The following is a 13,538-nucleotide window of genomic DNA, read 5'->3' as shown; positions in this document are numbered from 1 at the left end:
CGGCCCATGGCCGGCGAGCGCAGCGGACAGCGGAAAAAAAAACGGCAGCCACCCATCAAGGCGCGGCTGCCGCGGAGAGAACCGACCCCGCCGCGAGGCGGGGTTTTTCAGATCAGAACTTGTAGTTCAGGCCGAAGTACAACTGGCGGCCGCTGTAGATGTTGGAGATCAGGCGGGCCTTGGTGTCGCCACCCAGGTGCGTGCGCTGTTCGGACTTGGTCGCATTGAGCACCGAAGCGGTCAGGGTCAGCGCCTCGGTCAGGTTGTAGGCCGCATTGAGGTCCAGCTGGTCGTAGGGCTCGGTGAACACGGTCATGCCGTTGTTGAGCCCGCCGACCACTTCGCCACGACGGTTGTAGGAAGCGCGCGCGAGGAACTTGTCGTTCTCGTAGAACAGGGTCACGTTGGCCTGGTTCTTCGCACTGCCGACCAGCGGCGAGGCACCGATGTTTTCCCCATCCAGCACGATCGAGGCCAGGTTGGTGTCGTTGTAGGTGTAGTTGGCCTGCACGCCGAAGCCCATGTCGAAGGTGTACTGGCCATACAGCTCCACACCCTGCGACACGCCATCGCGGCCGTTGGCTTCGGTGGAATAGTTCTGCACCGTGACCATCTCACCGCCCACGTCCATCTGCTGGTCGGTCACCACCGGCACGGTGAAGTTGTCCACATCCTTGCGGAACAGGGCCACGCCGGCCACGGCGCCCGGCTTGAAGTAGTACTCCAGGCCCAGGTCGTACTGCAGCGCCTCGAACGGTTCCAGCTGCTTGTTGCTGCCAGAACCGTACCAGCCCGGGGTGGTGGTGCCACCGGCGACGCGACGGTCGTTGCTGTATTCCTCGCTGATGTACTCCAGGCCGCCCGGGTAGGCGATGCTGGTGTAACCCGGACGTGCGATCACCTTGGACGCCGCACCGCGCAGCACCAGGTTTTCGGTGATGTCCCAGGCGATGTTGAAGCTGGGCAGGACGTCGGTGTAGGTCTTGCTCAGGCTGGACTGTTCATAGGTCTTCTCGCGCACGTCGCGGCGCACGAAACCGGATTCGCAGACCGTGCCGGCTGGCGGCGTGCCGGTCGGGCAGGCCAGCGGATTGCCATCGGCACCGTCGACGAAGTAATCCATGAAGCGTTCGACCGAATCACTCGACGAAGCCATCTGCCTGGTCTGCACCAGGCGCACGCCCAGGTTGCCGCGGACGCGTTCGGTGCGGAAGTTGGCCTGGAAATAGGTCGAGTAGATCTTCTCGTTGACGTCGTAGACGAAGTCCGGTTCGATCCGCTTCTGCATGCCGCCGTAGCGTTCGTTGAGGTAGGCCAGGTAAGCCGGGAAGTTGATGCCCGGCATCACGTTGGCATTGAAGCCGCCGGCGATGTCATCGATCGGGTTGGACAGGAAGAAGCCCGGCTGTGCGACGCTCTTTTCCGGGTCGGCACAGTTGCCGGCCTGGTAGCGGGCCTCGTAGTCGTTCGGATCAGCGCCCTGGCAGGCCCAGTAGGTGTTGCCGGTGTTGCGATGGACCTTGCCGTCGCGGTACTTCACGCCGAACTGGAATGAATCGATGAAGCCGCTTTCGAACAGGCGGGTGAAGTCGGCCTGGAAGTAGTTCTGTTCGATGCTGGTTTCGCGCCACGACGAATCGGTCGAGCCGGTGTCGATCTCGGCGATGCCGGCCATCAACTGGTCCTGCAGGTCCGGCGAGAACGTGGCCGACGGGGTGCCGGTCAGGTCATACGCGCTGTAGCTGTTGCCGGACTGCCACACGCCATCGACCTGGCGGCGCGGCTTGGCCGACATGCGGAAGTTGATCGACGGTCCGCCTTCGGACCAGGTGCGGCCGCCCTTGAAGGTCACCTTGGACAGTGGGCTGATTTCCCAGTCCACGGTCAGGTCGCCGGTCTGCGACAGCGCCTTTTCGCGGCTGTAGGCACCACTCAGCTGCGGGGTGGGGATGGTGCAGTCATCCGGACCCCAGCCACCCGGCGCCATGCCGGCGGCGGCGGCCTGTGCTTCGCTGCAGTAGTACGCCTTGCCCGGCAGCTTCTCGAACTGCGCGCCGGTGACGATGCTGCCGCTGGAATCGAAGTCCATGCCATTGAGCAGGCGTCCGCCGGCCCAGTTGCCGTCGCCGTTGTAGCGGGCGATGTTCCACTCCGGGATCTTGGCCTGGTTCAGCGTGTAATCGCCGGACAGCTCGAAGCGGAAGTAGTTGGCGGTGACGGTCAGGTTGTCGACCGGCTTGAACTGGAAGGTGAACTGGCCGCCGGTGCGCTCGCGCTCTTCTTCGCGCACGCCGAAGTTGACCGAGGTCGGCATGAAGAATTCGCTGTAGTTGCCACCGGTCTGGTTGTTGAAGCCGGACTCGCCCCACCAGTAGTGGATGCCATCCTGCGGCAGCGTATTGCCGTAGGCATCCTTGGCCTGGGTGCCGGCGCCGTACCACTGGTAGTCATCGACAGTGACTTCCATGCTGCGGTTGGTGCGCTTCTGCTTGGTCGCCCCGATCAAAACGCCGAAGCGCTCGTCCTTGCTGTGCCAGGCGTACATCGCCGACAGGTTCGGGTCCACGCTGTCGCTGGTATCGGAGGTGACGCCTTCGATGTTGACGAAACCGGAATTGGCTTCCATCTCCAGCGGACGGCGGGTATGCAGGATCACCGTGCCGCCGATGCCGCCTTCGTCGATGCGCGCTTCGGGCGACTTGAACAGCTCCGCGCTCTCCAGCATGTTCGACGGCAGCAGGGTGTAGTTGAACGAACGCGAGGCCTCGTTGTTGGTTTCCGAGGTGGCAATGTAGTTGCCGTTCAACTGGGTCAGGGTCAGGTCGGCATCCAGGCCGCGCACGCTGACATTCTTGCCTTCGCCGCCATCACGGGTGATGACCACGCCGGGTACGCGCTGCAGGGCATCGGCGACATTCTTGTCGGGGAACTTGCCGACGTCTTCTGCGGTGATGACTTCGACCACGGCATTGGCGTCACGCTTCTGCTGCAGGCTCTTTTCGATGGCGTAGCGGTAGCCGGTGACATTGACGCTGTCCAGCGTGGTGGCGCTGGGCGAGGCGGTGGGGGTGGCCGGTGCCGGGTCCTGGGCAAACGCCGGCGCCGCAGTGGCCGCCAAGGCGAATGCGATGGCGGCCGACAGGGCGTGGCAACCGTGCTTGTGTGACATGTAATTCATTCTCTCCCTCTCCTGGATCGAACCGTTGGCTGATACGAAATACTTGAATCGATCTTATGTTTTGACGCGAGACCGCAAGCGTGGGGCAGGAGAGACAGGGCACCTGATGGCGTTGCTGTCGGATTCCGAACCCGGCAATCGTGACCGTTTGAAGTTGGATCGATCTAAACGATTGGCGCGCATTTTTTAACACGGCCTGACTCAACTGGCATGCTGCTGCGCAATATGAAAACGTTTGCAGTCCGGCACGGCTCCGTCGGACGGTCTTCCATGTTGCGCTGCAGGATGCGCGGCGGCGAACGTTCATGTTTACTTCAATCGATCTAAATCGACTGGACAGGCATCGTGTCGGCATCCCGCGACGCGGGCGTGCCTGCTCGGATCCTGACCTGCCAACGCCCGCCAAGGAGCCCTTGAACGTGACCTTCCGACGTTGTTTCCGACTGCGTGCCTTCACGCCCATCGCCTCGCTGGCGTGCGTGATCGCGCTGTCCGCCGCGCCCGCCCTGCAGGCCGCGCCGGCCGCGCTGGAGCGCGAAGTAAACACCTTCATCGGCAGCAAGGATGATGGCAACACCTTCCCGGGCGCCTCGGCCCCGTTCGGCCTGATCCAGGTCAGCCCGATCGGCAGCCATTACACCGGCTGGCGCTACGACGATGAAAAAATCCGTGGCTTCGGCCATTCGTTCCTGTCCGGCGCCGGATGCTGGGAACAGGGCGGACAGGTTTCGGTGCTGCCGGTCACCGGCACCATCGGCGCAGGCGGCGATTTCGATACCTCCAATCCCAAGGCCTTCGATCACAAAGCCTATGCGTCCACGTACGAGCATGCCGGTGAAGTCGGCCAGGCCGGCTATTACCGCGTCCGCCTGACCAGCTACGGCGGCATCGACGCCGAAGCCACCGCGCGTACCCGCGCCGCAGCCGAACGCTATACGTTCGCGGCCGGGCAGAAAGAAGGCCACGTACTGGTGAATGTCGGCCAGGCCAACGAGCGCCATTCGGTGATCGGCAGTGTCATTGACGTGGTCGGCGACCGGGTGGTGGAAGGCAAGCTGGTCACCAAGAGCTTCTGTGGCGGCCATCAGTACACGACGTGGTTCCGGATCGAGTTCGACCGCCCGTTCAAGGCACACGGGGTCTGGGGCGAAGAGCGGGGGCTGGCAGGCGCGCGCCACAGCATGGAAGGCGAGGCCAAGCCGAACGGGGCCTGGCTCAGCTTTGACATGGCGCAGGGGCGTGCGGTCACCGCGGTCAGTGCGATCTCGCACGTGGACGCCGAAGGCGCCCGTACCAACCTGCGCAGCGATGGCATGCAGGGCGGCAAGCTGCTCGGCTTCGACCGGATGCGCCGGCTGGCGCAGGACGCCTGGCGCGAAGAACTGTCGACGGTGAAGCTCGATGGGGGCAGCAAGGACGACCGCACGGTGCTGTACACCGCGCTGTACCACGCGCTGCTGCAACCCTTGACCGGCAGCGATGCCGACGGACGCTACCGCGGCTACGATGATGCGATCCATCGCGCCGACGGCTGGACGTACTACGAGTATTTCTCGCTGTGGGATACCTATCGCGCACAGAACCAGTGGCTGGCACTGACGCGGCCGCAGGTGGCGCGTGATATCGGCCGGACGTTGCTCGCCATCGATGCCCAGGGCGGCTGGCTGCCACGCTGGGGCTATGCCAACTTCGAAACCAACATCATGACCGGCGATCCGGTGACGCCCTTCATGGCCGACCTGTGGCGCTTCGGCGCACTGCAGGGGCGCGAGCAGGAAGCGTGGTCGGCACTGCGCCGCAATGCCTTCGACGTGCCGCCGCTGAACTCCCGCGCGGCCGGCCGTTCGGGCAATCCGTCCTATCTGGACAAGGGCTACGTGGTGTATGACCGCGCGTTCCCGTCGAAGGGCATGGATGTCGATCCGCACCATGGCGGTTCGGCGACGCTGGAATACGCGCTGGCCGACTGCGCGCTGGCCCGGATGGCCGATGGCCTGGGCCATGCCGCCGATGCGGCGACCCTGCGTCAGCGTGGGCGCAACTGGCGCAATGTGTGGGACGTGTCGGTCCGCGATGACGAGACCGGCTTCACCGGCTTCCCGCGTCCGCGCACCGAAGGCGAGCAGTGGTATACGCCGTCCGATGGACACTACAGCCCGCGCTCGCACCATGGGTTCCATGAAGGCACTGCCTGGCAGTACCAGTGGTTGGCGCAGCAGGACGTGCCGGGCCTGGTGGAGGCGATGCACGGTCGCGAGCAGGCCGGCAAGCGCCTGGATGCGTTCTTCGCGATGGATGCGCTGCTGGCCGATCCCCTGAATGCTGCGCGCAAGGAATGGGTGGTGGGCCCGTACAGCTATTACAACCAGTACCGCTACAACCCCAACAACGAACCGGACCTGCATGCGCCGTGGATGTACACGCTGATCGGCCAGCCGTGGAAGACCGCCACCGTGGTGCGTGCCGCGCAGCAGTTGTTCACCAACGCACCGAACGGGGTCACCGGCAACGACGACCTGGGCACGATGTCGGCGTGGTACCTGTTCAGTGCGCTGGGCCTGTATCCGGCGGTGCCGGGCAGCGGCGAGTTCCTGCTGCACGCCCCGCGCTTCGCCAAGGTGGACGTTGCACTCGGCAATGGCCGCCAGCTGACCCTGCGTGCCCCCGGCGCGGACGGGCGCAGCCTGCAGTACGTGCAGGGCGTGGACGTGGATGGCAGGGCGCAGTCGGCGGTATGGCTGGACTGGGAAACCCTGCAGGGCGGCGCCGACATCCACTGGACGCTGGGCACGCAGGCGCCACAGCAGGGCTGGGGCACGGCCACCAGCGACCTGCCGGTGTCGTACTGCGCCGCCCCGGGCAGCGTGCTGGAATGAAGCGTTGCGCGCCCTTCGCTGCGCTCGCCCGTGGCAGGGTGCGCCGCGCCCGCTATGATTCAGGTACCTATCCGATCCCAGGGTCGATTCCAGGATGAATGACTCCAGCAGCACAAAGCCCCCGCGCAAAGGCGGCGAGCGTGCCGTCACCGTGACCGACATCGCCCAGGCCATCGGCGTGTCACGGGCGACCGTGTCGCTGGTGCTGCGTGGCAGCCCGCTGGTGAACGTGGATACGCGTGCCAAGGTGGAAGCCGAGCTGCGTCGGCAGCGCTACGTCTACAACCGGGCGGCGGCCAACCTGCGGCGTCGGACTTCGTCCAGCGTGGCCCTGGTGATCAACGATCTGTCCAACCCGTTCTTCGCGGAATTCGCCGCGGGCGTGGACGAAGCGCTGGGCGAGCAGGGGTACGTGACCCTGCTCGGCAGCACCGGTGAGTCGCCGCAGCGGCAGCAGGCGGTGCTGGGCACGCTGATGGAACACACCCCGGCCGGCCTGATCCTGTCACCGGCCGAGGGCAGCGATACGGCGCAGGTGCGCCAGGCGCTGGGCCCCACCGCGAACGTGCTGCTGTTCAACCGCGCGCTGGTTGGCGCGGACTGGGATTTCCTCGCACTGGACAACCAGCAGGGCGCCTATCTGGCCACCCGGCACCTGATCGAGCGGGGCCACCGCGAGATCGCTTTCTTCGGTGGCCATGCCGATTCCAGTTCCTGCGAACAGCGCCGTGCCGGCTACCAGCAGGCGCTGGCCGAGGCCGGCCTGCCGGTGACTCCGCAATGGCTGATCGAATCGGCGCCGAACCGGCTTGAAGCGGCGCGGCGGGTCGACGAGCTGTTCGTCGATGGCCTGCGGCCGAGTGCTGCGGTCTGCTACAACGACACCGTGGCGCTGGGCCTGATGCTGGGCCTGACCTCGCGCGGCATCCGCCCGGGCGGCGATTTCGCCGTGACCGGGTTCGATGACATCCCCGAAGCCTCGGTGGCGGTGCCGCCGCTGACCACCCTGACCGTCGATCCGCGCGCGCGCGGCCGACAAGCCGCCGAGCTGCTGCTGCAGCGCGTACAGTCCCCCGATGCGCCCCCCGTGCGTACCGTCGCCCCCGTGCAGCTGCGCATCCGCGAAAGCAGCGCGGCACGCCCGATCTGAACCCTTCCACATTCAACCTACGCGCACCGAGGCGCGAACCCGCATGCCGATTTCATCAACGCCCCGTTTGAACACCACGCCCGGGCAAGGCGCACCCCCGGTCAACACCCGCATGGCGCTGGGCGTGGCCACCACCATCTTCTTCATGTGGGGCTTCCTGACCTGCCTCAATGACATCCTCATTCCCCACCTGAAGGCGGTGTTCGAACTGAATTACGCGCGCGCCATGCTCGTGCAGTTCACCTTCTTCGGCGCGTACTTCCTGATGTCCCTGCCGGCCGGTCGGCTGGTGGCCCACCTGGGTTACAAGAAAGGCATCGTGGCCGGCCTGTTGATCGCCGGTGTCGGCGCGCTGGGCTTCTGGCCCGCCGCCGAGCTGCGTGAGTACAGCGCCTTCCTCGGTGCGCTGTTCGTGCTGGCCACCGGCATCACCGTGCTGCAGGTCGCCGCCAACCCGTACGTGGCGCTGCTGGGTCCGGTGGAAACCAGTTCCAGCCGGTTGACCCTCGCCCAGGCACTGAACTCGCTGGGTACGGCGATCGCGCCGATCTTCGGCGGACTGCTGATCCTCGGCAACACGGTCAAGAGCGCCGATGAGATCAATGCGCTGTCGGTGGCCGAACAGGCAGCCTACCGCGCCGCTGAAGCGCAGTCGGTGCAGGGCCCCTACATAGGCCTGGCGATCGCACTGGTACTGCTGGCCCTGTTCGTCTACCTGTTCCGCCTGCCCACCCTGAGCGAAAGTGCCGAGAAGGTGGATGACGGTCCGCAGCAGAGCTACGGCGCGGCCCTGCGCCATCGCCACCTGCTGTTCGCGGTGCTGGGCATCTTCTTCTACGTGGGTGCCGAAGTGTCCATCGGCAGCTTCCTGGTCAACTACCTGTCGATGCCGACCATCGGCGGCTTCACCGAACAGCAGGCCACGCATTACGTGTCCGCGTACTGGACGATGGCGATGATCGGCCGGTTCGCCGGTTCGGCGCTGCTGACCCGCTATTCGCCGCGCCACATGCTGGCCCTGTTCGCCGGCATCAACGTGCTGCTGCTGGGCACCACGATGGCCAGTTCGGGCCAGGTCGCGCTGTATTCGGTGGTGGCCATCGGCCTGTTCAACTCCATCATGTTCCCGACCATCTTCGCGCTCGGCATCGAACGCCTTGGCCCGCTGACCAACAAGGCCTCCAGCCTGCTGATCATGGCCATCGTCGGTGGCGCGCTGGTGCCGTACCTGCAGGGCGTGCTGGCCGACCACATCGGTCTGCAGCCGAGCTTCATCCTGCCGCTGCTGTGCTACGGCTACGTCATCTTCTTCGGCCTGGTCGGCGCCCGCCTGCCGGCCATCGCACCGCGCGGAGGCTGATCCAGATGGGCACCATTGTCTGCTTCGGCGAGATTTTGATCGATCTACTAGCGCAGCCGCCGGCCTCTCCGTCCGATCCGCGCGCCTTCCTGCAATACGCCGGAGGGGCGCCCGCCAACGTCGCTGTCGCCGCTGCGCGGCTGGGCGTGGATACCCAGTTCGTGGGCATGCTGGGCCGGGACATGTTTGGTGATTTCCTGGCCGACAGCCTGCAGCAGCACGGCGTGGGGATCGACTACATCGCACGTACCGAAGCGGCCAAGACGGCGCTGGCGTTCGTGGCGCTGGATCCGCATGGCGAGCGCAGTTTCAGCTTCTACCGGCCACCGGCGGCGGACCTGCTGTTCCGCGCCGAGCACTTCCACGCGGCCTGCTTCGCGCAGGCCCGCTGCTTCCACGTGTGTTCCAACAGCCTGACCGAAGCAGCCATCGCCCAGGCGACGTTCGAGGGCATGCAGCGTGCGCGCGACGCCGGTGCCCTGGTCAGCCTGGACCTCAACCTGCGCCCGGCGCTGTGGCCCGCCGATGCCGATCCACTGCCGACGCTGTGGCAGGCACTGGCGCTGGCCGACGTGGTCAAGCTGTCCCGCGAAGAGCTCGATTTCCTGGCCGCGCCGCTGGGCGAGGGCGGTGCCGAGCAGGTCCTGCAGCGGCTGTTTGCCGCGCAGGCGCGCTGGGTGGTGGTCACCGATGGCGCCGCCGCACTGCGCTGGTACACGCGCAGCGCACAGGGCCAGGCCACCAGCTTCCGGGTGACGACGGTGGACAGCACGGCTGCAGGCGATGCCTTCGTCGGCGGGCTGCTGACCGCGCTGGTCGAGCGCGGCGTGGACGCCGCGAGCCTGCCGGCGTTCTGCAACGATGAAGCGGCCATGCACGAGGTGCTGCGCTTCGGCGCTGCCGTGGGTGCGCTTGCGGTGACCCGCAAGGGCGCCTTCGCGGCCATGCCCACGCGCGATGAAGTCAACGAACTGCTGCTGCAAACCGAGGAATCGCACTGATGACCCAGAGCCCGGACTTCCGCTCGCAGGACTTCCTGCGCGGCCACATCGCCCACACGATGGCGTTCTACCATCCGCGCTGCATCGATCCGCAGGGTGGCTTCTTCCATTACTTCCGTGACGACGGCAGCGTCTATGACGCGACCCATCGCCACTTGGTGAGCAGCACGCGTTTCGTCTTTGACTACGCCATGGCCTACCGCGAATTCGGCGATGCGGCGTACCTGGATGGCGTGCAGCATGGCGTGCGCTACCTGCGCGAGGTACATCGCAACCCGGCCACCGGCGGCTATGCCTGGACACTGCGCGATGGCGTGGTGGAAGACGATACCAACCACTGCTACGGCGTTGCCTTCGTGCTGCTGGCGTACAGCTGCGCGCTGAAGGCCGGCATCGAGGACGCACGCGGCTGGATGGATGAGACCTGGCAGCTGCTGGAAACGCGCTTCTACGAGCCGGCGCACGGTCTGTACCGTGATGAAGCCGATGCGCAGTGGAACTTCAGCGGCTACCGCGGGCAGAACGCCAACATGCACATGTGCGAGGCGATGCTGGCTGCGTTCGAAAGCAGTGGCGACCAGCGCTACCTGGATCGCGCGCTGCAGCTGGCCGACATCATGACCCGGCGCCAGGCGGCCAAGGCAGACGGCCTGGTGTGGGAGCACTACGACAGCGAGTGGAACATCGACTGGAAGTACAACCTGGACGATCCCAAGCACCTGTTCCGTCCGTGGGGGTTCCAGCCGGGCCACCAGACCGAATGGGCCAAGCTGCTGTTGATCCTGGACCGCCATGTGCAGGCGGAGTGGCTGTTGCCGATGGCGCGTCATCTGTTCGACGTGGCGGTGGAACGCAGCTGGGATGCGCAGCGCGGTGGACTGTATTACGGTTTCGCGCCCGATGGCAGCGTCTGCGACGACGACAAGTATTTCTGGGTGCAGGCCGAATCGCTGGCGACCGCGGCGGTGTTGGCGCAGCGCACCGGGGATGCGGTGTACTGGGACTGGTACGAGCGCCTGTGGGCGTATGCGTGGGAACACTTCGTCGACCATCAGTACGGTGCGTGGTTCCGCATCCTGGATGCGGACAACCGCAAGTACAGCGACGAGAAGAGCCCGGCCGGCAAGGTGGATTACCACACCATGGGCGCGTGTTACGAGGTATTGAACGTGCTGCGGGGCGGTTGAGTACAAGGGCGGCGCCTGTACGCCGCCTCCGGAAAATTCCCTGCGCGTGCGGCCGGTAAAGCGGATTGGCCTGCCGTGCGCTTCGGGCTCATTGTTGCGACGGGGTGTTCGGATGCGGATCAGTGATGCGTGGGTGCGGTTCGGTGCGGTAGTGCTGGCGTGCCTGGTGCCGATGCTGGCGCAGGCCGGTGTGCTGCAGGCGCGCTGGGAATTCCGACTGCTGCCGGGTGGTGCGCAGGTCGCGGCGCATCCGGAAGCGGCGGGCTGGGGCGCGGCGCAGGTGCCGGGCAGCGTACATACCGATCTGCTGGCCGCGGGCGTGATCCGCGATCCGTATGTCGGTGCGCCGGAAGCGCAGCTGCAATGGATCGGCCTGGCGGATTGGGAGTACCGCGCGGGCTTCGACGTGGATGCCGAGACACTGGCGCGTCCGCATGCCGAGCTGGTGTTCGAGGGACTGGATACCTTCGCCGAGGTGGAGCTCAACGGTCAGCCGCTGCTGCGCGCCGACAACGCGCACCGGACCTGGACCGCGCGCGTAGACGGCCGCCTGCAGCCGCAGGGCAATGTACTGCGCATCGTCTTCCGTTCGCCGATCACCCAGCTGCTGCCGGCCGTGCAGGCGATGCCGCACAAGATCGCGGGCAATTATCCCTCGCCTTACGGCGATGAGCCGCGCGATGCGATGGTCGGCAACTTCGTACGCAAGCCGGCCTACCATTTCGGTTGGGACTGGGGCCCGCGCTATGTCACCGCGGGCGTGTGGCGGCCCGTGCGGCTGGAGACCTGGGGCGCGCAGCGAGTGACCGACCTGGCCGTGCGTACCGAGGCGCTGGATGCGAACCTCGCTGCCTTGACCGCATTGGTCGAAGTCGAACATGCCGGCGCCGATGCGACCGTGCCACTGCGGCTGGAGCTGCGCGATCCGGACGGCAAACCGGTGCTGCAGGTGGTCCGTGATGTGGTGCTGCAGGCAGGAACGCAGACGCTGCAGGTGCCGTTGCAGGTGCCACAGCCGCGTCGCTGGTGGCCGGCCGGGCAGGGCGCGCAGGACCGTTACAGCGTGAAGGTCGCGCTGGGCGCGGGCGATGAGCCGGCACTGCAGGCCGGCCGACGGATCGGCCTGCGCAGCGTGGAGCTGCGGCGCGACAAGGATGCGCAAGGGGGCCAGGGCTTCGCCTTCGTCATCAATGGTCGCCAGGTGTTCGCCAAGGGCGCCAACGTGATCCCCTTCGATGCGTTCCCCGCACGCGTGGATACCGCGCGCCTGCGCACCATCCTGACCGCCGCGCGCGATGCCAACATGAACATGCTGCGCAACTGGGGCGGCGGGTACTACGAAGACGAGGCGTACTTCGAGCTGGCCGACGAACTGGGCCTGATGGTCTGGCAGGACTTCATGTTCGGCGGCGGCATGCAGCCCGGGTTCGATCCGGCGTTCCGCCAGAACGTGGTCGCCGAGGCCCGCGACAACCTGCGTCGGCTGCGCCACCACCCCAGCATCGTGCTGTGGTGTGGCAACAACGAAGAAGAAACCGCATGGAAGGACTGGGGCCACGGTCGCGATCTGGAAAAGGCGGATCCTGCATTCGCTGCCCGGGTGTGGCAGGGCTACGTGGACCTGTTCGGGCATGACCTGCGCGCGGTGGTAGCCGAACACGGCCTGGGGGTTCCGTACTGGTCCAGCTCGCCCAGCAATGATCTGGATGACAAGGCCAACGACTCCACCCGCGGTGACAAGCACTATTGGCAGGTATGGGGCAATCCGGCGCTGCCGGTCAGCGCATACCTGAAAGAAACGCCGCGCTTCATGTCCGAGTATGGACTGCAGTCCTGGCCGTCCCAGGCGATGGTCGACCGTTTCGCCACGCGTGCCGAGCAGCGCATCGACAGCCCGGTGATCCAGGCGCACCAGAAATTCATGGCCGGGCTGGGCAACGAACGGCTGCTGCATTACATCCGCCTGGGCTATGGCGAGCCAGCTGATTTTCCCGGCTTCCTGTACCTGTCCCAGGTGATGCAGGCCGAAGGTATCCAGCTGGCCGCGCTGCACCACCGGGCGTCGCGTCCGTACACCATGGGGTCGCTGTACTGGCAGCTCAACGATGTCTGGCCGGGCGCGTCCTGGTCGGGCATGGATCACGACGGCAACTGGAAGGGACTGCATTTCCAGGCGCGTCGCTTCTTCGCCGATCTCGCCGTGGCGGCGCTGCGCGAGGAGGGCGTGACCCGCGTCAGCCTGCTCAACGACACCCCGCAGGCGCAGTCGGTGCGTTGGCGGCTCCGGGTCATGGACCTGCAGGGGCGCCTGCTGGGTACGCAGGAACAAGCGCTGGTGCTGGCGCCGGGCTCAGCGACCGAGGTCGGGCATTTCAGCGATGCCCGCCTGCTGGGCGCGGCGGATCCGGCGCGCACCATTGCCGTGGTCGACATGCTGCAGGGCGATCGGGAGCTGTCGCGGCAGGTGGTTGGCTTCGTCGAAGCCCGCGCGCAGGCACTGCAGTCCGGACAGCTGCAGGCAAGCCTGCAGGGCGAGGGCGACGCACGCGAAGTGGTGCTGCAGGCGCAGGGCTTGGTGCGTGCGGCGTGGATCGATTTCGGGGCAAACGAGGTGCTGCTGGAAGACAACCTGCTGGACCTGTTGCCCGGCGAGCGACGGGTGCTGCGCGTGCGCTCCGGCACGGATGCCGAAACGCTGCGCGCGGCCATGCGCGTGCAGACCCTGGGCGACGTGCTGGCTGGGACGCGGTAGTGACGGCCGCTGGCCGTCATGCTTTGGCCAGCTG

7 protein-coding genes are annotated in these 13,538 nt (G+C 66.2%); 6 read left to right on the top strand and 1 reads right to left on the bottom strand.

What is annotated here, in order from left to right; genetic code table 11:
- Positions 1-112: 112 nt before the first annotated feature.
- Entirely contained in the window at positions 113-3,178 is a 3,066-nt protein-coding gene (locus RTX79_RS04230; RefSeq protein ID WP_312682052.1) for a TonB-dependent receptor, read from the bottom strand.
- A 479-nt stretch (positions 3,179-3,657) separates the two neighbouring features.
- Between RTX79_RS04230 and RTX79_RS04225 the strand changes: the two genes are divergently transcribed.
- The 6 genes from RTX79_RS04225 to RTX79_RS04200 all read left to right on the top strand — a co-directional run bounded on the left by RTX79_RS04225 (position 3,658) and on the right by RTX79_RS04200 (position 13,504).
- A complete protein-coding gene (locus tag RTX79_RS04225; RefSeq protein ID WP_312682223.1) occupies positions 3,658-6,054 on the top strand; it encodes a GH92 family glycosyl hydrolase in 2,397 nt (798 codons plus the stop codon).
- Between the two features lie 94 nt (positions 6,055-6,148).
- Entirely contained in the window at positions 6,149-7,204 is a 1,056-nt protein-coding gene (locus RTX79_RS04220; RefSeq protein ID WP_057508913.1) for a LacI family DNA-binding transcriptional regulator, read from the top strand.
- A gap of 43 nt (positions 7,205-7,247) precedes the next feature.
- Positions 7,248-8,564 carry a sugar MFS transporter gene (locus RTX79_RS04215; protein ID WP_057508914.1) on the top strand — a complete coding sequence of 439 codons (1,317 nt, stop codon included), beginning with the start codon at positions 7,248-7,250 and terminating at the stop codon, positions 8,562-8,564.
- A 5-nt stretch (positions 8,565-8,569) separates the two neighbouring features.
- Entirely contained in the window at positions 8,570-9,565 is a 996-nt protein-coding gene (locus tag RTX79_RS04210) for a carbohydrate kinase family protein (protein ID WP_312682051.1), read from the top strand.
- The gene (locus tag RTX79_RS04205) at positions 9,565-10,752 is read left to right on the top strand and encodes an AGE family epimerase/isomerase (RefSeq protein ID WP_312682050.1); all 1,188 of its coding nucleotides are present in this window, start codon (positions 9,565-9,567) and stop codon (positions 10,750-10,752) included. Before RTX79_RS04210 ends, RTX79_RS04205 begins: the two co-directional genes overlap by 1 nt.
- A gap of 172 nt (positions 10,753-10,924) precedes the next feature.
- Positions 10,925-13,504 (top strand): beta-mannosidase, encoded by a 2,580-nt coding sequence (locus RTX79_RS04200; RefSeq protein WP_428695954.1) that lies wholly within the window; start codon positions 10,925-10,927, stop codon positions 13,502-13,504.
- The last annotated feature ends 34 nt before the right edge of the window (positions 13,505-13,538 follow it).

This window comes from Stenotrophomonas chelatiphaga (assembly GCF_032054965.1).
Classification (GTDB): Bacteria; Pseudomonadota; Gammaproteobacteria; order Xanthomonadales; family Xanthomonadaceae; genus Stenotrophomonas; species Stenotrophomonas chelatiphaga.
This window is presented reverse-complemented; position numbering and strand designations above follow the sequence as displayed.

What these genes read in the sequence shown, in the direction of transcription:
- RTX79_RS04230 (WP_312682052.1), bottom strand. Translation starts at nt 3,178, where the DNA reads ATGAATTACATGTCACACAAGCACGGTTGCCACGCCCTGTCGGCCGCC.
- RTX79_RS04220 (WP_057508913.1), top strand. Translation starts at nt 6,149, where the DNA reads ATGAATGACTCCAGCAGCACAAAGCCCCCGCGCAAAGGCGGCGAGCGT.
- RTX79_RS04215 (WP_057508914.1), top strand. Translation starts at nt 7,248, where the DNA reads ATGCCGATTTCATCAACGCCCCGTTTGAACACCACGCCCGGGCAAGGC.
- RTX79_RS04210 (WP_312682051.1), top strand. Translation starts at nt 8,570, where the DNA reads ATGGGCACCATTGTCTGCTTCGGCGAGATTTTGATCGATCTACTAGCG.
- RTX79_RS04205 (WP_312682050.1), top strand. Translation starts at nt 9,565, where the DNA reads ATGACCCAGAGCCCGGACTTCCGCTCGCAGGACTTCCTGCGCGGCCAC.
- RTX79_RS04200 (WP_428695954.1), top strand. Translation starts at nt 10,925, where the DNA reads ATGCTGGCGCAGGCCGGTGTGCTGCAGGCGCGCTGGGAATTCCGACTG.